Annotated in this window: 17 protein-coding genes; 6 read left to right on the top strand and 11 right to left on the bottom strand. The window is 63.1% G+C overall.

Features of this window, described 5'->3' with window-relative positions:
* Positions 1 to 17: 17 nt before the first annotated feature.
* Together AR323_RS08400 and AR323_RS08395 are read left to right on the top strand one after the other, a co-directional pair.
* A complete protein-coding gene (locus tag AR323_RS08400; protein ID WP_057883507.1) occupies positions 18 to 989 on the top strand; it encodes a type II secretion system F family protein in 972 nt (323 codons plus the stop codon).
* A gap of 18 nt (positions 990 to 1,007) precedes the next feature.
* The gene (locus AR323_RS08395; protein WP_057883506.1) at positions 1,008 to 2,024 is read left to right on the top strand and encodes a type II secretion system F family protein; all 1,017 of its coding nucleotides are present in this window, start codon (positions 1,008 to 1,010) and stop codon (positions 2,022 to 2,024) included.
* Here AR323_RS08395 and AR323_RS08390 read toward each other — a convergent pair.
* The 3 genes from AR323_RS08390 to AR323_RS08380 form a co-directional block, all read right to left on the bottom strand.
* A complete protein-coding gene (locus AR323_RS08390) occupies positions 2,021 to 2,485 on the bottom strand; it encodes a MarR family winged helix-turn-helix transcriptional regulator (RefSeq protein WP_057883505.1) in 465 nt (154 codons plus the stop codon). The genes AR323_RS08395 and AR323_RS08390 overlap by 4 nt on opposite strands.
* Before the next feature lie 76 nt (positions 2,486 to 2,561).
* Positions 2,562 to 3,431, bottom strand: a complete 870-nt coding sequence (locus AR323_RS08385) for a crotonase/enoyl-CoA hydratase family protein (protein WP_057883504.1) — start codon at positions 3,429 to 3,431, stop codon at positions 2,562 to 2,564.
* Positions 3,432 to 3,583: 152 nt separating this feature from the next.
* Entirely contained in the window at positions 3,584 to 4,366 is a 783-nt protein-coding gene (locus tag AR323_RS08380; protein ID WP_057883503.1) for an SDR family NAD(P)-dependent oxidoreductase, read from the bottom strand.
* Between the two features lie 317 nt (positions 4,367 to 4,683).
* Here AR323_RS08380 and AR323_RS08375 point away from each other — a divergent pair, with 317 nt between their 5' ends.
* Positions 4,684 to 7,734: a TonB-dependent receptor domain-containing protein gene (locus AR323_RS08375; RefSeq protein ID WP_057883502.1), complete on the top strand. Its 3,051-nt coding sequence runs from the start codon at positions 4,684 to 4,686 to the stop codon at positions 7,732 to 7,734.
* 68 nt (positions 7,735 to 7,802) lie between these two features.
* Here AR323_RS08375 and AR323_RS08370 read toward each other — a convergent pair whose 3' ends face one another.
* Positions 7,803 to 8,975: an acetyl-CoA C-acetyltransferase gene (locus AR323_RS08370; protein WP_057883501.1), complete on the bottom strand. Its 1,173-nt coding sequence runs from the start codon at positions 8,973 to 8,975 to the stop codon at positions 7,803 to 7,805.
* A gap of 252 nt (positions 8,976 to 9,227) precedes the next feature.
* Here AR323_RS08370 and AR323_RS08365 point away from each other — a divergent pair, with 252 nt between their 5' ends.
* Positions 9,228 to 10,457 (top strand): aspartyl/asparaginyl beta-hydroxylase domain-containing protein, encoded by a 1,230-nt coding sequence (locus tag AR323_RS08365; protein ID WP_057883500.1) that lies wholly within the window; start codon positions 9,228 to 9,230, stop codon positions 10,455 to 10,457.
* 3 nt (positions 10,458 to 10,460) lie between these two features.
* Here the strand turns inward: AR323_RS08365 and AR323_RS08360 are convergent, their stop codons facing one another.
* On the bottom strand, positions 10,461 to 11,006 hold the full coding sequence (locus AR323_RS08360; protein ID WP_057883499.1) for a hypothetical protein: 546 nt from the start codon (positions 11,004 to 11,006) through the stop codon (positions 10,461 to 10,463).
* A gap of 330 nt (positions 11,007 to 11,336) precedes the next feature.
* Here AR323_RS08360 and AR323_RS08355 point away from each other — a divergent pair, with 330 nt between their 5' ends.
* A complete protein-coding gene (locus tag AR323_RS08355; RefSeq protein WP_057883498.1) occupies positions 11,337 to 14,258 on the top strand; it encodes a TonB-dependent receptor domain-containing protein in 2,922 nt (973 codons plus the stop codon).
* Positions 14,259 to 14,362: 104 nt separating this feature from the next.
* On the opposite strand, the gene AR323_RS08350 is transcribed toward AR323_RS08355, so the two are convergent.
* From AR323_RS08350 to AR323_RS08335, 4 genes are read right to left on the bottom strand one after another with little or no spacing between them, the layout of a single operon-like run.
* Positions 14,363 to 15,253 carry a 2OG-Fe(II) oxygenase gene (locus AR323_RS08350; protein WP_057883497.1) on the bottom strand — a complete coding sequence of 297 codons (891 nt, stop codon included), beginning with the start codon at positions 15,251 to 15,253 and terminating at the stop codon, positions 14,363 to 14,365.
* A 59-nt stretch (positions 15,254 to 15,312) separates the two neighbouring features.
* A complete protein-coding gene (locus tag AR323_RS08345) occupies positions 15,313 to 16,206 on the bottom strand; it encodes a class I SAM-dependent methyltransferase (RefSeq protein WP_057883496.1) in 894 nt (297 codons plus the stop codon).
* On the bottom strand, positions 16,203 to 17,942 hold the full coding sequence (locus tag AR323_RS08340) for a putative 2OG-Fe(II) oxygenase (protein WP_057883495.1): 1,740 nt from the start codon (positions 17,940 to 17,942) through the stop codon (positions 16,203 to 16,205). Before AR323_RS08340 ends, AR323_RS08345 begins: the two co-directional genes overlap by 4 nt.
* Complete coding sequence (locus AR323_RS08335) at positions 17,939 to 18,658, bottom strand: 2OG-Fe(II) oxygenase (RefSeq protein WP_235510505.1); 720 nt, start codon at positions 18,656 to 18,658, stop codon at positions 17,939 to 17,941. The genes AR323_RS08340 and AR323_RS08335 overlap by 4 nt, the downstream gene beginning before the upstream one ends.
* A 181-nt stretch (positions 18,659 to 18,839) precedes the next feature.
* Here AR323_RS08335 and AR323_RS08330 point away from each other — a divergent pair, with 181 nt between their 5' ends.
* Entirely contained in the window at positions 18,840 to 19,349 is a 510-nt protein-coding gene (locus AR323_RS08330; RefSeq protein ID WP_083495309.1) for a sulfotransferase family protein, read from the top strand.
* A 178-nt stretch (positions 19,350 to 19,527) separates the two neighbouring features.
* Here the strand turns inward: AR323_RS08330 and AR323_RS08325 are convergent, their stop codons facing one another.
* Both AR323_RS08325 and clpB read right to left on the bottom strand, forming a co-directional pair.
* Positions 19,528 to 22,962, bottom strand: a complete 3,435-nt coding sequence (locus AR323_RS08325; protein ID WP_057883492.1) for a TonB-dependent receptor domain-containing protein — start codon at positions 22,960 to 22,962, stop codon at positions 19,528 to 19,530.
* A 230-nt stretch (positions 22,963 to 23,192) separates the two neighbouring features.
* Positions 23,193 to 25,772 (bottom strand): ATP-dependent chaperone ClpB, encoded by a 2,580-nt coding sequence (clpB, locus tag AR323_RS08320; protein WP_057883491.1) that lies wholly within the window; start codon positions 25,770 to 25,772, stop codon positions 23,193 to 23,195.
* Between the last annotated feature and the right edge of the window lie 21 nt (positions 25,773 to 25,793).

The following is a 25,793-nucleotide window of genomic DNA, read 5'->3' as shown; positions in this document are numbered from 1 at the left end:
GAGGACGGACCGGTCCAATGAGCATTCTTCAGCTACTGCTATTTGCCGGCGGGCTGCTTGCCGTGATGGCTCTTGGCTATTCGGCTCTGTCCGGTCCGTCGACCGTGAAGGAAGCCAACCGTCGTCTTCAGGCGGTGCGCTATCGGCACTCGGAAAGCACCGACACAAAGGTCGAATCGCAGCTCAAGAAGGCGATCGCCGCCCGCAAGCCGAAGACATTCAAGGTCGCGGGTTCCGGATCGCGCCTCAATGCCCTCGCCGGTCGGCTCGACCGAACCGGCAAGGGCTGGACGCTAAGCCAGTATCTCTACGCCTCGGTCGGCATAGCGGTATTCGTGATGGTCCTCCTGTTCCTCCGCACGGGAGCCCCGATGCTGAGCCTGGCAGTCGGCTTGTTCGCCGGCGCCGGCATCCCGCACATGGTGGTGAACTTCTTCATCAAGCGGCGGACCAACCAGTTCAACGCCAAGTTCCCCGACGCGATCGAGTTGCTCGTCCGCGGCCTGCGTTCGGGCCTTCCGGTCACCGAGACCCTTTCGGTCGTCGCGACCGAAGTCGAGGGGCCTGTCGGAATCGAGTTCAAGGCTATCGTCGATCGCATCCGTGTCGGCCGGACCATGGAGGATTCGCTCCAGGTAACCGCAGACCGGCTGGGGATCGCCGAATTCAGCTTCTTCTGCATCACCCTCGCGATCCAGCGCGAAACGGGCGGCAACCTCGCGGAGACGCTGTCGAACCTTGCCGACGTGTTGCGCAAGCGCAGCCAGATGAAGCTCAAGATCAAGGCGATGAGCTCGGAATCGAAGGCTTCGGCCTACATCGTGGGTTCGCTGCCGTTCATCGTGTTCTTCCTGATCTGGTGGATCAACCCGGACTATCTGGCGGGATTTTTCTCGGACGATCGCCTGATTGTCGCCGGCCTCGGCGGCATGGTGTGGATGGGGATCGGCGTGTTCATCATGGCCAAGATGGTCAGCTTCGAAATCTAACGGGACAGCACGACAGCCATGATCAGCAACGCCCCCGGACCCACGCTCCTCGGCTTCGACGTCATCGTCGTCGGCACAATGCTTGCCGCCGTCGCCGCGTTCGCAGTCATGCTCGCAGTCTACGCCGCGGTCACCGTCAAGGATCCTATGGCTAAGCGCGTCAAGGCGCTCAGTGCGCGGCGTGACGAACTCAAGGCCGGCATCGTCAAGGCCAACGCCCGTAAGCGCACGAGCCTGGTCAGGCGCTCCGACCAGACCGACCGGGTCAAGGAAACCCTAGCGAGCATGAAAGTGCTCCAGCAGAGCCAGATCGAGGCTGTTCAGCAGAAGCTGGCCTGGGCCGGCTACCGCAACAAGGAGCTGGCCGTCTACGTGATCGGCGCGCGCATGATCTTGCCGATCGTGTTCGGCGTGATCGTGTTCGTCATGCTGTACGTGCTCAATGTCATGCCTGAATGGGGCAGCATGAAGAAGATGTTCGGCCTGACTGCAGCGGTCGGGCTCGGATACAAGGCGCCCGAAATCTTCCTCAAGAACAAGGCGACCAAGCGCACCGATCTCGTTCGCAAGGGCCTTCCCGACGCGCTCGATCTGCTCGTCATCTGTGCCGAAGCTGGCTTGACAGTCGACGCGGCGTTCAACCGCGTCGCCAAGGAGCTTGGGCGTGCCTACCCCGAACTGGGCGACGAGTTCGCATTGACCGCGATCGAGCTGTCGTTCCTAACCGAGCGCAAGATGGCGTTCGACAACCTCGCGTACCGCGTCAATCTCGACAGCGTGAAGGGCGTCGTCACCACGATGGTCCAGACTGAACGCTACGGCACCCCGCTGGCGAGCGCACTTCGCGTGCTGTCGGCTGAGTTCCGCAACGAGCGCATGATGCGCGCCGAGGAAAAGGCCGCACGGCTTCCCGCGATCATGACCGTGCCGTTGATCCTGTTCATCCTCCCGGTGCTCTTCATCGTCATTCTGGGCCCGGCAGCCTGCTCGATCGCCGACGCCTTCGCCGGCGGGACGCCGGGCAACAAGAACTAGGTTTGATCGGGATCGAGATCGCCGGCTGCTGCGCGCAAACGCTCCAGCAGCCGGCGAAAGGTCTGCCGCTCTTCCGGCGAGAACGCATCGAAGAGTTGGCGCTCCATTTCGACCGCCAGCGGCATGATCCGGCCGTACATCGCGCGGCCGTCGGCTGTAAGTTCCAGGTGATGCGAGCGTCCGTCGCGTTCGTTGGCGGTGCGCGCGGCGAGGCCGCGGTCCTCCAGTTCCTTGCACGCGCGGTTGACCGCAACCTTGTCCATCAGGGTCGCAGCGGTAAGATCCCGCTGTGTCAGCGCACCGGCATCGCCCAGCACCGCCATCACTCGCCACTCGGCGATCCGCAGGCCGAACCGCGCGCGATAGACTTCGGCCACCCTGCTCGACACCGCATTCGAGGTTACCGACAGCAGGTAGGGCAGGAAATCGGCGAGGCGGGTGCTGGTCGCGGGATCGGTCATCGCCGACAAGTTTCTAGAGAAACCTCTTGGCTTGGCAAGGCGCAACGGCGACCGGACTGAATGGCAATTCCGGCTCTCACCGATAAGCGGGCTCATCCCACCACGGATAGAAATCCGGCATCTGGCCGGTCACGGTGTCGGGGTAGAGGGGCGGGCGCTTCTCCAGGAAGCTAGAAATCCCCTCTCGCGCGTCGGCGCTGCGGCTGAGGCGGTAGATCGCGCGGCTATCGATCCGATGCGCCAGCATGGGATGCTCGAGGGCCGACAGGCGCCACAACATCGCGCGGGTCATAGCGACCGAAACGGCCGATGTGTTTTCCGCAATCTCGCGTGCGAGCGCGAATGCCGCCTCGAGCAACTCGCCCTGCGGATGGAGCGAGCGGACAAGTCCCCTTGCAAGGGCCTCCTGCGCATCGACCAGGCGACCGGTCATGCACCATTCCAGCGCGGTGGGCATTCCTACGAGACGGGGAAGGAACCAGCTCGATGCCGCCTCGGGTACGATCCCGCGGCGCGCGAAGACAAAGCCGAACCGCGCGTCTTCGGCGGCCAAGCGCATGTCCATCGGCAACTGCATTGTCGCGCCGACGCCGACCGCCACGCCGTTGCAGGCGGAGATCAATGGCTTCTTCGACTGGAACAGTCGGAGCGTCAGCCGTCCGCCGCCATCGCGCACGCGTTCGTCCGAGAGGTCCTCGACCAGGTTGGGATCGGAGAAGACCTGACCCCCGCCCTCGGGCGTCAGGTCGGCCCCCGCACAGAATGCCCGCTCGCCGCTGCCGGTGAAGATCACGGCCCGCACCCGGTCGTCGCCGTCCGCTTTGTCCATCGCGTCGATGATCTCGGCCATCATCGTGTGGGTGAAGGCGTTCATCTTCTCAGGCCGGTGCAGCGTCAGCAATGCAACCGAGCCTTCAACGTCGTACCTGATCTGGGTGTAGCTCATGTCCGCAAAGTTCCCACGCGTGTCACACTGTCACAGTGTCCTGGGCGAAAAGAAAAGGCGCCCTCCGATCCGCTTCGAAAAGCGGACTGGAGGGCGCCATGGATCGTCATCGGCACGAGCCTAGCGCGGCCCGCACCCGGGAGGAAAGTCCATCAACGTGGCGCCATCCGGATCGCACCGTCGAGACGAACGTCCTCGCCGTTGAAATACCCGTTCTCGACCATGCACATGGCGAGCATCGCGTATTCCTCGGCATAGCCGAGGCGCTTGGGAAACGGCACGCTGGCGGCCAGGGCGTCCTTCACCGCCGGCGGGGCGGCGTTCATCAGCGGAGTGTTGAAGATACCCGGCAGGATCGTGTTCACCCGGATTCCCTCGCTCATGAGGTCGCGCGCGATGGGGAGCGTCATGCCGACCACCCCGCCCTTCGACGCCGAATAAGCAGCCTGGCCGATCTGACCGTCTTCGGCCGCGACCGAAGCGGTGTTGACGATCGCGCCGCGCTCGCCGTCCTCCAGCGGATCGAGCGTCAGCATCCCTGCCGCCGACTTGGCGATGCAGCGGAAGGTACCGACGAGGTTGATCTGGATGATCCAGTTGAACGCTTCCAGCGGGAAGTGCTTGATGCTACCGTCTTCCTTGGAACGGCTGGCGGTTTTGATCGCGTTGCCGGTACCGGCGCAGTTGATCAGGATCCGCTCCTGCCCGTGCGCCTCGCGCGCCTTGGCGAAGCCTGCGTCGACGCTCTCGTCGCTGGTCACGTTGACCTCGCAGAACACGCCGCCGATCTCCTCGGCAACCGCTTTGCCCTTTTCTTCCTGCAGGTCGAAGATCGCGACCTTGGCGCCCTTCGCGGCAAGAGCCCGCGCGGTTGCCGCGCCGAGGCCGGAGGCACCGCCGGTAACCACTGCGGCGATGCTGCTGTCGATCTTCATGTTCTTCGATCCTCTCGTTGATTCGGATGGGCGCCTGACGCGCGTGCGCGGCTTAAGCAGGCAAAGTTGCTTTTTACAACGCGATCACAAGCGGTCCACTGGCACCTAGGGTAGATTGGTTCCGCCATTCGTCGATGAAATCGAGCACTTCATCGAATCAGCGTGTTGTTTTCGCAACATATAGTGGGAAAAAGTCCCGCTAATTCGAGTGTGCGATTGCGGCTCTGGGGTACACAGCGAAGTGCTGACGGTTCAAATCCAGTCCGGGTACCGCGCTGTGTGCGCCCAATGCCCGACCATCGCAAAAGGGACCGCCCGTGAACACGCAAAAAGTCGTCAAATTCTTAGTTTCCTCGAGCGCGGTCTCGCTGGCCCTGATCGGGTCGTCGGTGCAAGCCAACGCTCAGGAAATCATTTCCGACCAGGACGGCACCGCGGTCGATGCCACGGGCGAGGAAGTCGCCGAAGGGTCGGCCATTGTCGTCACCGGCTCGCGCATTGCGCGCCCGGAAGCCGACTCGCCCAACCCGGTCACATCGATCGATGCCCAGACAATCCAGCAGTCAGGCCTCACCAACCTCACGGACCTGCTCGTTCAGAACCCGGCGCTTATCGCCTCGAGCACGACATCGGACGCCGGCGGGTCGACGGCATTGTTCGGCGGCGTCGGCATCAACCTTCTGAACCTGCGTAATCTCGGCACCGACCGCACGCTCGTTCTCGTTAACGGTCGTCGTCATATCGCAGGCATTTCGGGCTCGGCCGCTGTCGACATCAACACCATTCCGAACGCATTGGTCGAGCGCATCGACGTGCTCACCGGCGGCGTTTCGGCCGTCTACGGTGCCGATGGTGTATCCGGCGTGGTGAACTTCGTTCTCAAGCGCGACTTCGAAGGATTCGATGCGCGCTTCCAGTCAGGCATCTCGAGCCGCGGCGACGCGGGCAACATCTATGCCTCGGCGACAGCGGGCACCAACTTCGCGGATGATCGCGGCAACCTTGCGGTTAATTACGAATACAACCGCGAAGCGCGCGTCCCCGGATTTGCGCGTTCGACGGGCCGGGTGAACGAATTCTGCTCGCTTATCCGCAATCCGCTCGACTTTCCGGACAGCCCCACTGTCTTCGATCGCGTCGAGACCTGCAACCTTCGCTACGCGGACAGCTCCACCAACGGCGCAGTCGATGCGAACATCGACTTCGTTCCGGACTTCCAGGGCAATGGCCTGCCGTACGATCGCGGCCAGGTTCTGCCGCAATCGGGCGGGCTCGCGATCGGCGGGGACAGCACCCCGCTCGCCGGTTACCAGGGTGATCTTTCGCCGCGGACCGAGAAGCACAACGTCAACGTTCTGGGCAGCTTCGAATTCTCGCCTGCGTTTCGCTTCTTCGTCGAAGGCAAGTACGTCAAGACGAAGAACTTCTCGTTCGCCCAGCCCTCGTTCGACTTCTTTACCACGATCCAGGCGGACAATCCCTTCATTCCCGCCCCGATCCGCAACTCGATCGTCTTCGGCCCGGGTGGTCTCGACGATTTCGGCTTGCCTGCCGGTGTACTCGTCAGCCGCGACAACTTCGACCTGGGAACGCGCGGCGAATACGCCGAACGTGACACCTATCGTGGCGTGGCCGGGTTCGACGGCGAAATCAGCCCGAACGCCCGTTACGAGGTTTCGTACGTCTATGGACAGACGAAGACCGATTTCCTTGCGACCAACTACCGCATTGCGGACCGCTACTTCGCCGCCCTCGATGCCGTGGACGAGGGGCTTTACCGGACCGGTATCGCCAACGGCAACATCGTTTGCCGTTCGAACTTGGACCCCAATGCTCCGGACAACGATCCGAATGCGTTCCTGATCGGCGCAGCGACTTCGCCGCTGACCTTTACGCCCGGTGCGAACAGCGGCTGCGTTCCGCTGAATATCCTAGGTGAAGGCGTCGCCAGCCAGGCCGCTCTCGACTGGATCAACGCCGATCTTCAGAACTCGGTCAAGCTCCAGCAGCACGTCGTCAGCGGCTCGATCTCGGGTGACTTCGGCGCGCTGTTCGAACTGCCGGGTGGCCCGATCGGGTTTGCTCTCGGCGCCGAATACCGCAAGGAAAAGTCGACCTACGTCTCCGATCCGCTGCAGCGGATCGGGGCTCTGGCCGACCTCGCGCAGATCCAGGACGAGCAGGGCGAATTCGACGTCAAGGAAGGCTTTGCGGAACTCAACGTACCGCTCTTCCGCAACGCTCCGTTCGCCGACATCCTCCAGTTCGGCGCAGCAATCCGGCTTTCGGATTATTCGACCGTCGGCAAGACAACGACTTGGAAGGCCGACGGCACCTGGGGCCCGATCCCGGACATCCGTTTCCGCGCAACCTATTCGGAAGCGGTCCGCGCGCCGAATATCACCGAGCTTTTCAGCCCGCAGAACGGGACCTTCGCCTTCATCGACGATCCGTGCGATCCCACGAACATTCCTGAAGGTACGCAGTTCCGCCAGGCCAACTGCACGGCATTGCTGACCGCCCTCGGCGTGAATCCGGCGACGTTCAGCCCGACAAGCGATCCGCGGGCGACCGTCAGCCTTCCGGGTCGTTCGGGTGGCAATCCCAATCTCGAAGAGGAAACGGCCACCACCTGGACAGCCGGCGTTGTGCTGCGTCCGCGCTTCATCCCTCGCCTGACGATCACTGCCGACTGGTACGACATCAAGCTGGAGAACGCGATCAGCACCGCTGCGGCACAGGACCTGGTCGACCTTTGCGTCGATCAGCCGACGCTCGACAACCAGTTCTGTGCCAACATCGGTCGCGACAGCACGACCGGGTTCGTCAACGACTTCCTTGTCGGTCCCGCGAACGTGGCGCAGTTCCGTACGGCTGGTGCGGACTTCACGGTCAATTACACCTTCGCGCCCAGCCAGACGCTCGGGAACTTCAACCTGCGCCTTGCAGGCGGCTACCTCGACCGGCTGGAATTCATCCCGACGCCGGGTGCGGAGCTCGACAACGACCGGACCGAGGCCAACGCGCCAAAGTGGAACGGCACGCTCGACCTGACATGGCAGAAGGACAACTTCTCGGTGAATTATGGCGTGAATTACTTCAGCAAGACGCGCCGCTACACCACCGAGCAGATCGAGGCGAACCCCGACCTGGTGGATCCGAAGTTCATCTTCTTCCGCGAGAAGTGGGAGCATGACGTCCAGCTCGGCTGGACGACCGATGACGAGCGCTTCCGTTTCTACACGGGCGTGAACAACATCTTCGATCGCCTGCCGGACCTTGGCCAGCTCGGCTATCCGTCAAGCTTCCGTGGACGTTACATTTACGCCGGTGCGCGGATCAACTTCGACCGCATTCCGGGCTTCTGAATCCGGTCTTAGGACAAAAAGGAAGGGGCGCCCGTTCGGGCGCCCCTTTCTTTGACTAATCGAATATCTCAGACGGCTTCAATGATGGTGACGTTGGCGACGCCCCCGCCCTCGCACATCGTCTGCAAGCCGTATTTCCCTCCGCGCGCGTGAAGTGCGTTGAGCAAGGTCGCCATCAGCTTCGTGCCGCTTGCTCCGAGCGGATGGCCGAGTGCGATCGCGCCGCCGTTGACGTTGAGCCGTTCGGGATCGGCGCCGGTGTGCTTCAGCCACGCCATCGGCACCGGCGCGAACGCCTCGTTGACCTCATAGAGGTCGATGTCCCCGATCGAGAGGCCAGCCCGGGCGAGCGCCTTGTCGGTAGCGAACAGCGGTTCCTCGAGCATGATCACTGGGTCGCCCGCGGTGACCGTCAGCGTGTGGATGCGGGCACGCGGGATGAGGCCGAGTTCCTTCAGCGCCGTCTCCGATACGATCAGCGCCGCGCTGGCGCCGTCGCAGATCTGACTGGAACTGGCCGCGGTGATCTTGCCGCCCTCCTTGAGCAGCCTGACCCCGGCAATCCCTTCCAGCGTCGCGTCGAAACGAATGCCTTCGTCCACAGCGTGCTCGACAGGCCCGTCGGGGGTTTCGACGGTGACCGGCACGATTTCGCGCGCAAAAGCGCCGGCCTGGGTCGCCGCGATCGCTTTGCGATGACTTTCAAACGCGAACCGGTCGATCTCGTCCTTGGTCATGCCCCACTTGTCGGCGATCATCTCGGCCCCGGAAAACTGCGACCACATGACCCCGGGGAACTTCTCCTCCAGTCCCGGTGACTTGTAGTGGCCCATCCCCTCTTTCATGTGGAACGTCAGGTTGGTCCCCATCGGCACGCGGGTCATGCTCTCGACACCGGCAGCGATGACCGCATCCTGGGTACCGCTCATCACGGCCTGCGCGGCGAACTGGATCGCCTGCTGGCTCGATCCGCACTGGCGATCGATCGTCACCGCCGGACAGGACTGGGGCAGCAGCTTGGACGCGAGCACGGCCATGCGCCCGACCTGCATCGACTGCTCGCCCGCCTGGGTCACACAGCCCATCACCACGTCGTCGACCCGCGCCGGATCGATCCCCGTGCGCGCGACGAGCGCGTCGAGTGTCAGCGCCGCAAGATCGACCGGATGAACCCCGGCCAGGCGTCCGCCACGGCGCCCCCCTGCTGTGCGGACGGCATCGACGATATAGGCAGTAGGCATGGTGGACTCCGTATCGATTTGCTACCGGCCTATGAGAACTTTCGTGCAGGTCAAGCTAAACGAGACGGCAACTTGTGAGCCGGGATGAGCCGATTTAATTCCTGATGGTCGGCACGGGACTTCATGGCATGCTGCTTGAAGGGTAAGTATCCGTTGATGGGGATCGATGGGGGCATTTGTGTGGCATCAGAATTTTGAACCTTTCGACGAAGGCGCCGCGCTGCGGTGCCTTGCGTTACGTGCGTACACTCGATGAAGGCGGCTGAGCTGATAGAACGCGCAGCGTGCGCGCGGCGGGCAGGTCGCACCGACGAAGCGAGAACGCTTCTCAACGAGGTGATCGGCGCTCAGCCTAATCACCCTGTTGCGTTGAATTCTCTGGGTCTGATCGCGCTTGGTTGCGGCGACGCGTCCGAAGCCATGGGACTATTCGAGCGAGCGGCAGCGGCAGATCCGACAGCCCCATCGATCTGGCTGAATCTCGCCGAATCCCAGCGTCAGGTGGGCCTCGCAGATGCCGAACTTGCCAGCCTCGATCGCGCGCTCGCCATCGATGCATATCTGCTGCCGGCTCTTCTACGCAAAGCGCAAGCACTTGAGCGGTTGGGACGGATTGGTGAAAGCGCCCAGATCTATCGGGCGATCCTGAGCGCCAGGCCCGGCACAGACGATCTGCCCGAGGCGATCCGTGCCGCTCTAGATCACGGACGCGAGCTTGTCCGCACCGAGAGTCTTCAGCGAGCGGCGGCTATGGCGGGACCGCTCGCTGAAGTTCGGGCACTTTATGCGGACGCGGATTTCTCGCGTGCACAAGGTTATGCGGACCATCGGGCGGGCGTGCGCCAGGTCTACCAGCCGCAACCGACGGGCGGCCACTTTCCCTATCTGCCCGCGTTTGAATTTTTCGACCGCGAGTTGTTTTCATGGTTCGGCGATCTGGAAGCCGCGACCGCGGAAATCGCACGCGAACTGCTTTCGCTATGGAATGATGGCGACCAGGGCTTTGCGCCCTATGTTGCCTTCGATCCCACCCAGCCGGTCAATCAATGGGCGGAGTTGAACCATTCGCAGCGCTGGAACGCGTGGTTCTTCCACAAGGATGGCAAGCGACAGGAACGGAACTGCGCGCGCTGCCCGATTACCGCAGCGGTGCTCGACAAATTGCCCCTGCTCGACATCCCGGGCAAGGCTCCGACGAGCATGTTTTCAATACTCCACCCCCACACACGCATTCCGCCGCATACTGGAACAAGCAACGTGCGCACGACGGTCCATTTACCGTTGATCGTGCCTGAAGGCTGCGGATTCCGCGTCGGCTCGGAAACCCGCGAATGGCGGATTGGCGAGGCTTGGGCCTTCGACGATACGATTGAGCACGAGGCGTGGAACGAAAGCGACCGGCCGCGTGCGATCCTGATCATCGATGCCTGGAATCCGCTGCTGACCGAAGCCGAGCGGGCCATCGTCCGTGCTATCGGTTAGAGCCTAGTCTGCGGGTAGCACGCGGCGTACGCGAACGGCGACTTGAGTGCCGACATTTGCCAGGTACGATCCCATCGCGGCGCGACGGATGCGGATGGTCTGCCCGGCACGCGGCCTCGCGCTGAACATGCGGGTGTCGATTTGCTGCCATCGCGCGCCGTCTTCGAGCGTGAAGGTATAACGGCCCTCGGAATCCTGCCTTAAGCTGCTGATGGTCGTCTCGATCTGACTGACGTCCTCGCTTTCGCTTTTGTCATCCCCGCCTCCAAAGATGTTGAGGCTTGGCAGGGGTATGCCGAACAAGGAGCGACGGGTACGGCGCAGTTGCTCGCGATCGTAAACGACGACATCTCGCGCCGCTTCCGCCGCCTCGAAAGCGGCGACCTCCCGGTCGTAGCAGGCCAACCGCTCAGCCTGAGGTTGCACGGTGCGGCAACCCAGCATGCGGGTCAAAGTCTCCGGACGCGGCGATGGATCGTTCTCGGGTTGCTGCGCCGAGGCACTGGCGGCAACAAAAAAGCAGAAGGCGGCGAGTGCGATCGGGCGCATTTCTGGGTTCCGGGATGATGAACGGCAGCTATAACGGCGGCGCTCTAGGCTTGGCAAGCCCGCCGGATTTGCGACCGCCAACTACCCGGTTGCATACCTGTGGCCGCGGCAATCACTGCCCCGGGCTAATGTGTCAATTCTGCCACAATCGGCCAAGACTCGCTACGCGCCCGGCGAGCGGAATTGCGTTGCCGAAATGTCTGACATAAGCGTGCGACCGTCGGTCATCCGTCATCGAAAGATGCGCGGTCGGGTCATCATAGGCCTTGAAGACTGGTTGCTCGAAACAAGTTCAGACGGTTCGCCGTCTCAAATAAAGGGGCTTACATAATGAAGACCACACTGCGTCAGCGTCTGCTCACATCGACGCTGCTTTTGGGCTGCGCCGGCATTGCCGCGCCCGCCTACGCCCAAGACACCGATTCCAACCCGCCTGTCAGCGCCGAGACGCAGGACGTCGAAGCTGATGGCGCGATCGTCGTCACCGGTTCGCGCATTACGCGCCGTGACCTCACCTCGAGCAGCCCCGTCGCCGTCGTCGGCGACGAAGAGTTCACGCTCTCGGGTTCGGTCAACGTCGAACAGGTGATCAACACCCTGCCGCAGGTCGTGCCGGGCGCTACCTCGTTCTCGAACAACCCGGGCGGCGGCGTCGCCACGCTCAACCTGCGCGGCCTCGGCTCGCAGCGTAACCTGGTTCTGGTCAACGGCCGCCGTTACATCTTCTTCGATACCAGCCAGGTCGTCGACATCAACACGATCCCCGCCTTCCTGATCGGAAGCGTGGACGTGGTCACCGGCGGTGCCTCGGCCGTATACGGTTCGGACGCACTCGCGGGCGTAATCAACTTCCGCATGCGCGATGATCTCGACGGGATCATTGCCGGCGCTCAGTACAACATCACCGGAGATGGCGACGGACGTCGCTACAACGCATATGTTGCGATGGGCAGCGATTTCGCCGACAACCGCGGTAACATCTCGGTTTTCGCCGAGTATGCCAAGCGCGGCTCGATCGGCCAAGGCGACCGCGACTTCTCGCGCTTCGCGCTGTCCGATGGCGCGACTGGCCTGGTACCCGGTGGATCAGCCGGCGTGCCGCAAGGTCGTATCGTGGCAGTCGGTTCGGCCGCAGCCCCGACAGCGACGGTTGCTGCGGGCACCAATTATGTCGGTGGCGGCGCGTTCTTCTTCACGCCCGGCACCAGCCGTCCCTACTCTGGTGCGACCGATTCGTATAACTACGCGCCGGCCAACTTCCTGATGGTTCCGCAGGAACGCTGGACCCTCGGTGGCTTTGGTGAATACGAAATCGCCGACAGCGTGACGGCGTTTGCCGAAGTCAACTTCATCAACAACCGCGTCGAGAACGAGCTGGCGGCGACCCCGCTCACCCAGAACGTCGACTTCAACGTGGCGCAGCTTTGCGGTCGGCTTTCGGCTTCCGACTGTACGCAGATCACAACGATCGCGGGCCGCCAGCAGGCGGCGCAGGCCGCCAGCACCGGTGGCAACAGCGCGTTCCCGGCGTTCACCGCGGGGACGGGGCAGTTCGGTGCACTGGCGCCGGGCAATGTCCGCCTGCAGGTCAATTCGCGCTTCGTTCAGATTGCCAATCGCAACGCGAGCGACGACCGCAATGCGTTCCGCGTGCTCGCAGGGCTCAAGGGCGACATTACCGATAGTCTGACCTACGAAGCGTACTACATGTACTCGCGCACCCGGAATTCGCAGATTCAGGAAGGCAACGTCTCGCGTTCTGCCTTTACGCGCCTTGCGGCCAACGGGACCTGTAACCCCTTCGGCGAGAACCAGTACAGCGAGGCCTGCATCAGCGGCGTCTCGATCCTCGCGCAGAACACCGACATCTCGGAACTTCAGGTCGCGCAGGCGTCGATCTCGGGTCCGCTGTTCCAGTTCGGCAGCGCAAGTTCGCCGGTCGCATTCGCGGCGGGCGTGGAATGGCGCAGCATGGGCGGTCAGTTCATTCCTGACACCGCACTGCAGTCGGGCGATGTCGTCGGCTTCAACGCCGGCCAGTCTACCGAAGGCCGGTACGACGCGAAGGAAGTGTTCGGCGAAATCCTCGTTCCGCTGATCGAGGATGGCTTCATCCATCGGTTGGAACTGAACGGCGCCGGGCGCTATTCCGACTACTCGCTCGATGCGGTTGGCGGCGTATATTCCTACGCCGGCGGTGCCCGCTTCGCTCCGATCCGGGATATCGAATTCCGCGGCCAGTATCAGCGTGCGGTGCGCGCACCGAACGTAAGCGAACTGTTCGGTGGCCAGTCGATCGGCTTCCCGCCGGCGACCGACCCCTGCGCCCTTGCCTCTGCAGCGACCAATTCCGCAATCCGTGCGGTCTACGAAGCGACCGGTGTGCCTAGCGGAAGCGTCGGCCAGGCGTTCCTTCAGCCCAATACGCAGATTCAGGGTGCGTTCGGCGGCAATCCGAACCTGCAGGAAGAAGTTGCCGACACGTTCACCGCCGGTGTGGTGCTCCGTCCGAGCTTCATCCCGCGCTTGAACATCACGCTCGACTACTACGATATCGAGATCAAGAACGCGATCGCGACTGCCGGTGGCGGCGTGAACGGCATCCTCAACCTGTGCTACAACGTCATCCAAGACGCCACAGGCCCGGTCTGCAACCTGGTCTCGCGCGATACGCAGGGCATCATCTCCGGTCCTCCGTTCGTGGTCTCGGCGGGCAACGCCAACCTGGCGTCGTTGGCGACCAGCGGTTACGACTTCCAGGTCGATTACGACATGCCGCTGGGCTTCAGCGCGTGGGGTCAGGACGAATCGCGTCTCAACTTCTTCTTCCTGCTCAACTACTCGGACGAGAACGACTTCGTCCCCGTGGTCGGTGTGGACGACACGGTTGAGTGCGCAGGCCGGTTTGGCCTGAACTGCGGCAACCCCACCCCGAAGTGGAAGTGGTCGAGCCGTTTGTCGTGGCTTGACGGTCCGGTGACCACCAGCGTCCGCTGGAGGCACATCGGCGCCGTTACCGACGATGATGAAGCCACGGACTTCATCGTGGATCGTATCGAAGCGGTTGACTACTTTGACCTGACTGTCGGGTTCAATGCTGCCGACAACTTCACGCTCAACCTGGGCGTGAACAATATCTTCGACAAGCAGCCGCCGATCATCGGCAGCAACCAGGAACAGGCCAACACTTATCCGGGCGTTTACGACGTGCTCGGCCGCGACTTCTTCGTCTCGGTGCAGCTCCGCTTCTAAGCGGTTCGGAATGACGCTAAAGAATGGGCGGCGGACTTCGGTCCGCCGCCCTTTTCTTTTGTGCTGGCGGCGGCGCCAAGGTGGGCGGGCCGATCTACCAAGCCTCAGTTCATCCAGGGGTGATAAGGTCTGGCCCGGATCCATCGGGTCGCCAGCCACTTGACGCCGGCAGTGACCGGCAAGCCAGCGTGAAGGCTGGCAGGGTCTGGTCGCCCGTCGGCCGTGACATTCTGGAAGATCAACGCATCGCCAGCCGCACCCCAGACCTCGACACCGGCCTTAGGGAAGCATGTTTCCCCGCCTTCGTAGTCGTCGTTCAGATAGATCAGCACGGTCCATACCCGTTGATTGGCTTCGCCGGGCATGCTGTCGGTATGCGGTTTGTACTCCTGGCCCGGCGTGTAGCGCAGGATATGCAGCGGCTCGCCGCAGTCGACCAGGGTCGCGCTTACTTGCGCGATCCGCTCGTTGATTCGCCGGATCACGAGGTCCTCTTGCGTGGGTCCAAAGCTCATTCCCGACGATGTCCGGATCGGATGGGGCATTTGCGCGCCCGTCTGCGGATTGGTCACGAAGCTCGGCCGTAAATGCGGCTCGGCCAGGCCAGTGAGGTAAGCACATTCACCCGACGTCAGGAACGCCCGGAGTCGCTTCACGAGGGGCGCATCGCATAGCGTCTCGGCCCCATCGGCCCCGAAGTCGCAATCGGGCGCCATGCCGTCCATAAAGTTCAATTGCAGTGACGCGTAAGGGTCGACGGCCTTGATCGCCTGCAACAGTTGCGCAGCCTTTGCGGGATCGGCGACGCAACCGGTGCCATTGCCGATCAACATGGCCTTCGTTCGCACCGCCTCGACGAAACCGCGCTCCACCGCCCGGTCGAGCAGGCGGTGAGCCGCGGCCAGATCACGCGAACCGAAAAGTCCGAACAAACGCCAGTTGGCCATTGCGAAGAGCGCTTCGGCATCACCTGACGCGGCAGCCTGCTCGACCAATGCGACAGCTTCTCGCCGCCGCCCCACCGCATTGAGACGGGCCGCCTCGTCAATTACGCTCATGCCGACTTGCGCCCTTCTATAAGCCAGGCGAGCGGCGTTCCATCTGCTTCGTCGACCGTTCGCACCGGCGCCAGTTCAATCCCGCCCCGCGTGAGCGCGTCGGTCAGTTCGGCGATCCTGTCTGTGTCGCACGCAGCCGCAACCAGTGCGTCGAGTCGCGCCAGTTCGCCTTCGGCACGGGCCACCAGTTGAAGCACCGCCGCCTCGCCGTCCGCGCGGGGGACCAGCTCGAGCACCTGGGCCAGACCGGTCAGAAATTCCCACGCGGCCGGCTGGGTGGGGAACCGCGCCACTGAACTAGCAGCCGCCGCGCGGAATGTCGGGGGTGTGGGCATTGCGACGACCTTGCGGGTCTTCGCCAGATTGACCGCCTTGGTGACCCAGCCACTTTCCTTCGCGGCCCAATGGAGTGCATCGCGACGCGCCCGATTGTGGAGCAACACCTTGCTGCCGGCATGATGCAAAAGCAGGCACAACGCTCCACCGGGCCGCAGCACTCGTGCAGCCTCGCTCGCACTGCCGCCCAGCGGGCCGTATTCGATGCCGAACCGGCTCGTGACGGCTTCGAAACAGGCGTCGTCGAACGGCAAGCGATCGAGCCAAATACCGCCCCGAAGAGTCATCCCCGGCCGGGACGGCAGCTTGGGTGTGGCGTCGACGCCGGTCAGCGCCAGATCCGTGCGCATGCGACGCAAAAGATCGAGCACAATCCCGCCACCGGTCGCCAAATCGAGCACCCGCGCCTTTGCCGGTAAAGCAGCCGCCAACAACGCCCACGGCGCGTTTAGGCGATCGCGAAGGTCCGGAGAGAGATTCGCCAGCGTTGCCCCAGCACTCGCGGCAGGCTCGCCCTGCCAAAATCCGCTCCAGCCGGCCTGCGCGTCGGTCATGCCGGAATCACGTCGAATGCCACCGTGAGACGCTCACCATTTCCGAACGGGCGGGTGCCATGGAAAAGGTAGCTTGGGAAAAGTGCCAGATGGCCGACCCGAGGTTCGATCATCGCTAGCGGCTCGACATCAAGCCCAAGCTCCGCTGGCGGGCGCCCCAATTCGAGCCAGCCGGGGCGCGAACCATCGGTCGCACTCAAGTCCGGCAATGCAATGTAGCATGCGGAACTCAGCACACCTTCGGGGTGGATGTGATTGACGTGGAAACCCGAGCCCGTCAGCCGAACCGACCAGGATCCACCGATCTTGAGTGCCGTGTCCCGATACCTGAGCAGCGGATGCGCCTCTTCGGCGCCGGGAAGGCCGGTCTGGTATTCGGCGATACACGTCGAAAGTGCTTGATGCAGCCGCGCCACCGCGGGTTCGCTTCGAAGAAACAGCGCGCCGCGTGTCTGGGTGCCACCGCGCAAAGACTGGCCGATCGGATGCGCACGGGTGCGATGCAGGTCTCTCAATAAAGCACCGAGTTCGATCAGCTCCGCTTCGTCCAGGCCGAGATCGCGCACGGCGACCAGACCCTCACGTCCCGAAAGCCAAACCGAGCGCCGGTCGCCCGTCAGTCGCCAAGCGATCTCGAGTAGACCCCATGCTCCGGTCGCGCCCCTGTCACGCGCAACGGCGCCTTCCAGTATCCTGGCGGCCAGCAGCGGGTCTTTCAATCGAAGGTATGCGCGTGCCGCCACGATCGCGGTCATCGCCCCGTCATAAGTCGGGCCGATCAACGCGAGCGCAGCGGCCGGATCACCAGCCTCGGAAAGATAATGTGCGCGGAGTTCGGTAAGTCCCGGATCGTCGCCGACAGGCAGTGCGGCAAGCGCTGCCTCCCACTGCTCCGCCGCCGCCAGCATTGCCGCGAGCGCCACGGCCAACGCCCGGTTTGCGGGGTTGCGCTCCGTTTCCTTGCGCATCAGCCCTGCCCAGTCGGGATCTCCTTGTTCCGCCTTGCTCCGGGCAAGCAGAACATGGCCCGCAATCCACCCCGGACGGTCCTTCAGAGCGTTTTCCAGCAACGTGATGCCGTCGGCGCGGCCGGCCGCTTCGAGCGCTTCGACATAGCCATGCAAGACATCAAGATCGTTCGCGTCCGCCGAAAGGGCACGCCTGAAGCGGTCGGCCGCATCCTCCTCGCCGCATTCCAGCGCGATCTGGGCCCGGCCCTTCAGCGCTGTCCGCAGGCTCGGCTGCGCGTCCAGTGCCGCATCGAATGCCGACGCGGCCGCGCGATGGCGACTTAGCTTGCGAAGGACCGCGCCGCGGGCCGAATGTGCGCGACTGTCGGCAGGTTGCGCGGCGCTAAGCCGCTCGAGCAGCACCAGCGCCGCATCGTCCAGGCCCATCTCCGACAACAACAGCGCCTTGTTGAAAGCGGCGTCGCGGTAATCGGGCAATAGCGCCAATGCGCGGTCGTAATATCGCAGCGCCTTGTCCGGTTCGCCGACCTGACGCAGCAAGTTAGCGAAATTATTAGCGACCTGGGGATCATGCGGCGCAGCGGCGGATGCCGCCTCGAAGTCACGACCGGCCTCTTCCAGACGACCAGCGCGGCGAAGCGCCAGAGCCCGTAGATGCAATGCGGGCGGATCGCGGCGGCTCGCGAGCAGCGCGAAGGCGCCGTCGGCGTCGCCATTCGCCAACGCGCGTTGTGCCGCCGCAAGGCCGACATCCCCGGAGATCATCGATCTCTGAACCAGCCCGTGATCGCAAAGCGCGCCTGCGGGGCGAACGGCGGTACATAGCTCACAGCATGCGGTTGCGGCACGCGGAACAGATTGAGGGCGTTGAACCGCGGTTTGAAACCCTCGACCACGTCTCCATCGCTGTTATAGAAGTTGAGGTAGCCGCCCCATTCGGGCCGCCAGTCCACCGCGCACAAGTTGAGTACATAGGCGACGCGCCAGCCCTCGGCGACGTGGCTATCATCGTGCATCGCGAGGAAATTGCCAGGAGCATACAGCGTCGCTTGCGCATCGGCCTTGGTCAGCTGGTCCATTTGCGTGACCTCACGCACAAGGTCCATCAATGGCAAGTCGTTGATCAATTCCACTATCAGGTCGTGCGGTCCGCCTGGGGCCCATTTCTGCAGATAGGCGTGGACCATCGGGTACTGTGCGTAAAGGAACGCGTAGTCGCGCCCACGCATCGCGGATCCAAGCTTGTGCTGGATCGATGCTTGCGCCGCAGGCGACAACGCACGCAATTGAGGCTCGGGGACATTATGCGGTCCATCCGAACCCGCGTGCCATGCCAGTCCCCACGGAGTTGCGCGACTGACAATCTGGTGGAGATTGCCCGCCGACTCCTCGGTGAGGATGTCGCGAATCTGGAGCCGTCCGGTTTTGCTAAAGGCAGCCGTCAGGGCTTTGCGATCCAGCAGCGGGTTGAGATCGAACATTCGAATTTCGCCGCTCATCGAGGCTGTTGTTGCCACAATGGGGTAGTGGTTTACAAGCTCGAGACGGGGTTCGAGCGCGGGAAGCTGGGCTCGCAGTAACGTGCCAACCGTCCCCAGGGAGATCTAGACGATATTCCACGGGAAAGCGAACATCACCGAGTTGTGCGCCTAACGCACCTCGCTGCACCGCAAAACCGATTCCCCGTATTTCATCGATAAGCTTCCGCAGAACTGGTCGAACGTCTTGTTCATCCGCAAAATCCTGCCGCAGGCGCACTTTATCGACATTCGGCGACCGGCGATGGACTGCTGCTTTTCCAACTTCACGCAATCCTTCACTAGTGCCCACGCGTCGTCCTTTACGCTCGAGCATATCGGACAGTGTTACGTCGATTACGTGCGGCTGATGGGTCATTTCGACGCGGTAGCGCGCGGCTTGGTCAAGCATGTCAGCTATGAGCGCCTCATCGACGACCCGCACAGCCAGCTGGTGCCGTTGCTAGAATACCTCGGGTTGCGGTGGGATGACGCGGTATTGGAGTTCCACAAGCTCGACCGTGTCGTACAGACGCCAAGCAGTGAGCAGGTGCGGCGTCCGCTCAACAGGGACGGAATGCAGGTGTGGAAACCTTACTCGCAATGGCTGGCCCCCTTGCGAAAGACGCTCGGCTCCCTCGCTTCGACAGACTGAATGCGCTTGCTGCCCCGGCTGCGCCCTCCGTCATTTCTGACCTGGACATAAGGCGCCTCTGAACACGCATTGGGCGTGCTTGCGGCCCGATCAGCATCGTCCCTTAGCGGCATTCTATAAAAAAAGGGCTCCGACATTTCTGCCGGAGCCCCTTCATTTCGTCGAAACGGTCTGAAAATCAGAACTTAATCGAGGTGGAAGCGAAGAATTCGCGCCCGTTCAGATCGTAGCCGTTACCGATCGGCGTATTGGCGACGCCGAAGACCTGTGCGGTATCGATCCTCGGCGGATCGCGGTCGAACACGTTGGAAACGCCGACGCGGATGTCGAACCAGTCACCGTCGTAGCGCAGCGATGCCGAGCTAACGAAGTACCGCTTCGCAAAGCCAACGTCGCGGCAATACACGCCGTCGCCCGGAACGATTCCGTTCACCACGCCGGCCGTCGTCCGCGAGCCGCCACCAAGGCAGGTCTGGCTCGTGAAGCCGGTTCGCGTACCGTCCGGACCGAACCCGAAAGCATCACTGAACGGATCGATCCCGTCAGCCTGCTGCTCGGTCCGCCCAATCATCCGGGTCGACCAGGTGAAGGTGATCGGATTGAGACGCGCGGTGAAGGTCGCGCGGCCAGTCCACGAGGGGTAGCCGAACTCACCAGCGTCCTCGTCGAGCGTCGGATTTCCGTTAGAGTCGAGGAAGATCGTGTCGCGCTGGATCAAGTGGTTGGCACGCAGGTTCAGCCCGAGGCGCAGGTCCTTCGAACCGACCGGAACAGTCGTGCCAAAGTCGGCGTTGAGGTCGATACCGCGAACGATTTCCGAGTTGATATTCACGAACCCGGCGAACACGTCAGAGATAAGCAGACGCGAGGCAGGGTCGGACTCGTAATCGATGAAATCGCAGAAGCTGCTGCGCTGGTCGTCTTCCCGCGTGAAGCACTGGTTCACGATGAACTGACCCGTCGGTTCGGCGATCGCACCCTTCACCTTGATGCGGTAGTAGTTGAAGTTAAAGGCGAAATCGACCGGGCCGAGCGGCTGCTGGAACGCAAATCCCGTGGTCAAAGACGTCGACGTTTCAGGATCGAGCGCGAAGCTGCCGCCCGAGGTGATTTCCACACTCGGGACTTGCACCGTGTTCGCACCCGTACCGTCGATGCCCACTCTGGTCGGATCACGGCCTTCGCGGCGGCAGTTCTCGAGGATGAACGCCTCACGCGTGTCGAGCGAGGCATTGTAACCGCCTCCCAGCGCGCTGAATGCTGCCGTCGGGACGGCGCACGGATCGGTGATGCCGCCGAAACCGGACTGACCAGCCAGGAAGTTCTCGCGCAGGTTCGGTGCGCGGAACGACGTACCATACGCGATCTTGAGGAGCAGCGGCTCAACCGGGCGCCAGCCTAGCTTGGCCGAGTACGTTTCGTTGGTGCCATAGAACTCGTCGTTCGTGATACGGCCCGACAGGTTGAGGCGAAGATCCTCTGCCATCGTTTCACCCGACACCAGCGGAAGATCGAGTTCGCCGAAGGCTTCCTTGATCACCTTGCTGCCGATCGCGCCCTGGTCGGCGAAGAAGCCGAAGAACAGGCCCTGAGCCGCGACCTCATCCGGCAGCGACCGGAGCGAGTCCTTGCGCCATTCGACACCGACGACCGCCTTGGCATCGCCCCCGGGGAGCTTGAAAACGCTACCCTGGAGAAATGCCGAGATCAGCGTCTGCTTGTAGCGCGTGTCGAAATCGCGGGTGTCGAACAGATAGTCCCGCTCGGCCTGAGTCGCGAAATCGCCGATCACGTTTTCATAAAGGCTCGGTGCGAACAGGTTCACGGGAACGCAGCCGGCCTGAAGGTCGGGCTGAACGTTGGTCGGATCGGCATAACCAGTAGTGGCGCAAGGGCCGCCAGCGAGTTGCACCGGGGTGGCGCGGCCCGTCGGGTTCGATACCGTCGGATCGAGACCAAGTGCGAGTGCGAGGCGGTCGTTACGGATGCCCGCCCGCGAAGACGTGCCCTTCGAGTAGGAGTGCACCCCAGTCACTTCGAAGGTCCAGTCGTTGCCCGGGCCGAAGTTGATGAAGGGCAGGTCGCCCTTGATGCCGAATACGCCGCGGTACTGCTCCTGGCGGCTCACGACGAAGTTGCGGTCTCCGAAGACGCTGACCACCGGCTGCACCGTGTAGGACCGACCGAGCGGACGCGCATTCACGGTACCTGTCAGACCGTCGAAGATGTTCTGGGCAAGGCCGCAGTCCACGCCGTTCGGCTGGTTCAGGTTACACGGATTGAACGGGTTGCGATTGCCAACCACCGGGAAGAGCTGCGGCACGTTGCCGCGCGCTTCGACGTCGGCCCGGCTGTAGTTGACTTCGAAGAACGGAGTGATGTTCCAGTCGCCGCCGAACTCGTACTCGCCATAGGCCATGACGTTGTACAGGTCCTGCGGGGAAATGAACGACACGTCGAGGTCGTTTCCGTTGCGCGTGACCTGCGAGAAATCGACGTCGAGCAAACCGTCGTTGTTGCGGTCGACCGGACGGCCGAAGGCGTCGAGCGAATCGGTAAAGAAGGGAATGCCTGTGTTCCCGGCGCGGCCGGTCGAGGCATAGACGGTCGGATCGTAATAGATCGAGCTGAAGAACAGGCCCACAGCCGGCAAGCCACCGCCTGCGGGACTGGACGAGGGAATGATACGACGAACTGCTGCGTCGATCTTACAGGGGGTAGTAACCTCGCGGATTCGGCCATTGCTCAGGTTACGGGTAACCGCATCGGCGCTTATCCCATTCGTCAGGATGTTGCCGTCCTGATCGATTTCCAGGTTGGTATTACAGCCCGACAGGAAGTCGCGGTCGCCGAGCCGGACTTCGTCGCGCTTCGAATATTCCGCGCCGATACCAAACTGCCAGTTGCTACCGCGCTTACCCCACGAGCCGCTGATCTGGTAATCGTTACCACCATTGCTCTGCTCGTTCAGGTTGCCCGACGCGAAGATTTCGAACCCGTCGAGGTCCTTGCGGAGCACGATGTTGCCCACGCCCGCAACCGCGTCCGAACCGTACACCGACGATGCACCGTCGAGCAGCAGGTCGTAGCGCGCTACGAGCGAGGACGGAATGAGGTTGATCGAGGGATTGGTCGGCGCGCCTTCGACACCAGCAGGCGCCAAGCGGCGGCCGTTGACGAGAAGAAGCGTGCGGTCAGCACCGAGACCGCGCAGGTCGAGCGTCTGCGAACCGGGACCGTTATTGAGGACGAAACCCTGGAAGGTCGCGTCGATCTGCGTGCCGGCAGCCGATTCGGTCTGCTGAAGGATCGAAGCGGCATCGAACTGGCCGGTATCTTGGAGAGTTTCGGTGTCGAGAACCTGCAGCGGAGAGATGCTCGTGAATGTGCTGGTGCGCTGGATGCGCGAACCGGTGACGACGATCGCGCCCTCGGTTGCCGGCTCGCCCTCTGCGTCGACTTGAGTCGCGGTGCTGGTTTCGTCGATCGGACCGGACGCCTCGGGCGCGCCGGTTGCGTCCTGTTCCTGCGCGGCCAGAGGACCCGCAATCATTAGCGCAGCGACCGAGACCGAACCGGCAAGGCCCCTAAGAGCAGTGGACCGAAACTTCATACAAGCGACTCCCTCGTCACGTTGAACGGACGGGGACTACTCGAGTCGGATATAGAAACTGCCGCCACGCCTCTTCCGCGCACACGGCTTCCGCCCCCATCGATTGCAGCCCCCAATCTCTGGATGAACGTGGGATAACCAAAAGCTGGACGAATCCAAAAGCTCCAAGAGCGAATTTGCGCGTTTTATGTCAGGTGTTGCATCCGTGTTACAGTTTCGGTCGGATTAGCTTAGGACACCGCCATCGTCAGCGCGCCGTCGCCCTCGTCGATATGGACCTTGCTCCCGTCCGGGATTTCCCCGGCGAGGATTTTCTCTGCGAGTGGGTCCTGCAGGTAGCGTTGCACCGCGCGCTTCAACGGCCGCGCACCGTATACCGGGTCGTAGCCGACCCGGCCGAGCCAGCGGCGTGCGGCGTCGGTCAGGTCGAGTTCGATCTTGCGGTCCTTCAGCAGCTTCTGGACCCGGCCGACCTGGATATCGACGATCGGGGCCATGTGCTCCTGCGCGAGACGATGGAACAGGATGATCTCGTCGAGCCGGTTGAGGAATTCGGGCCGGAAATGGGCGCGCACGACGTCCATCACCTGCGGCTCGACGCTCTCGACGCCCTGTCCTTCCTCGATCTGGGTCAGGTACTGACTGCCAAGGTTCGAAGTCAGGATGATCAGCGTGTTCGAGAAATCGACCACCCGGCCCTGACCATCGGTCAGGCGGCCATCGTCGAGCACCTGGAGCAACACGTTGAACACGTCAGCGTGGGCCTTCTCGACCTCGTCGAAAAGCACGACCTGGTAAGGGCGCCTTCGCACCGCTTCGGTCAGCACGCCGCCTTCGTCGTACCCGACATAGCCCGGAGGCGCGCCGATGAGTCGGCTGACCGCGTGCTTCTCCATGAATTCGCTCATGTCGATGCGCACCATCGCGCTGTCGTCGTCGAATAGGAACCCGGCGAGCGCCTTGGTCAACTCGGTCTTCCCGACCCCGGTGGGGCCTAGAAACAGGAAGCTGCCGAGCGGGCGGCCGGGATCCTGCAGTCCGGCACGGGCACGGCGGACGGCCTTCGACACGGCCTGCACGGCCGCTTCTTGCCCGATGACCCGCTTGCCGATCGTCGCTTCCATGTTGAGCAGCTTCTCGCGCTCGCCTTCGAGCATCTTGTCGACCGGAACCCCGGTCCAGCGGCTGACGACGCCAGCGATGTCGTCGGCGGTCACCTCCTCACGCAGCAAGGCGTTGTCTGCGGAGCCTTCGGCGGCGGCGAGCTGCTTCTCCAGCTCGGGGATGCGCCCATATGACAGCTCGCCCGCCTTCGCGAGGTCGCCTTCGCGCTGGGCCTGCTCCAGTTCGATCCGCGCTGCGTCGAGCGCCTCCTTGATCTTGCCTTCGGCAGCGATCTTGTCGCGCTCGTTCTGCCAGCGGGTGGTCAGCTCGCTCGATTGCTGCTCGAGGTTGCCGAGTTCGTCGCGCAACGCGGCGAGGCGGTCCTTTGACGCCTGATCGGTTTCCTTGGCGAGCGCCATTTCCTCGATCTTGAGCTGGATGATCCGGCGGTCGAGGTTCTCGATTTCCTCGGGCTTGCTCTCCACTTCCATCCGGATGCGGCTCGCGGCCTCGTCCATCAGGTCGATTGCCTTGTCGGGCAGAAAGCGGTCCGAAATGTAACGATTGCTCAGCGTCGCGGCCGCCACGATCGCCCCGTCGGTAATCCGGACTCCGTGATGAAGCTCGTAGCGATCCTTGAGCCCGCGGAGGATCGAAATCGTATCCTCGACGGTCGGCTCGCCGACGAAGACTGGCTGGAAGCGGCGCTGGAGTGCGGCGTCCTTCTCGACGTACTTCTGGTACTCGTCTAGAGTGGTCGCGCCGATGCAGTGGAGTTCACCGCGCGCAAGGGCAGGCTTCAAAAGGTTGCCGGCATCCATCGACCCCTCGGAGGCCCCGGCGCCGATCAGCGTGTGCATCTCGTCGATGAACAGGATGATGTCGCCTTCGGCACCCTTCACCTCGTCGAGCACGGCCTTCAGCCGCTCCTCGAACTCGCCGCGGTATTTCGCGCCGGCGATCAGGCTGCCCATGTCGAGCGCCATGAGCTTGCGGTCCTTGAGGCTGTCGGGCACGTCGCCGTTGGCGATGCGCAGCGCGAGACCTTCGGCGATCGCGGTCTTGCCCACGCCAGGTTCGCCGATGAGGACGGGATTGTTCTTCGTCCGCCGGGCGAGGATCTGCACCGTGCGACGGATTTCCTCGTCGCGGCCGATCACGGGATCGAGCTTGCCCGACTTGGCAACCTCGGTGAGGTTGCGAGCATACTTGCTGAGGGCGTCGTAGCTCTCTTCCGCGCTCGACGAATGCGCTTGGCGCCCTCCTCGAAGATCGGTGATCGCCGTCTCCAGCGACTGCGCGGTGAGGCCCGCCGCCTTCATGGCCTGCCCGGTGGCGGTCGTCGTGGCGAGCACCAGCGCGAGCAGCATCCGCTCGACCGTGACGTAGCTGTCGCCGCTCTTCGCCGCGAGCTGCTCCGCCTGGTCGAGGATGCGAACCGCATCGTTGTCGAGGCCGGGGGTCGCCTGCGCGCCGCCGCCCGAAACCTGCGCGATCTTGCCGAGCGCGGCGTCGATCCCTTGGACCGCGACGGCCGGGTTCCCGCCCGCGCGCGTGATCAGGCCGGCCGCCATGCCCTCGCTATCCTCGAGCAGCGCCTTGGCGAGGTGCTCCGGCGTGATCCGCTGATGGTTCATGCGGATCGCGACGGTCTGCGCGCTCTGGATGAAACCCTTGGCGCGGTCGGTGAACTTCTCGAGGTTCATGGGTGTATCAGCCTCCTGTTA

This window comes from Tsuneonella troitsensis, assembly GCF_001441535.1.
GTDB lineage: Bacteria > Pseudomonadota > Alphaproteobacteria > Sphingomonadales > Sphingomonadaceae > Tsuneonella > Tsuneonella troitsensis.
Note: the sequence above shows the minus strand (reverse complement) of the source record. Positions and strands in the feature narration are given on the sequence as shown.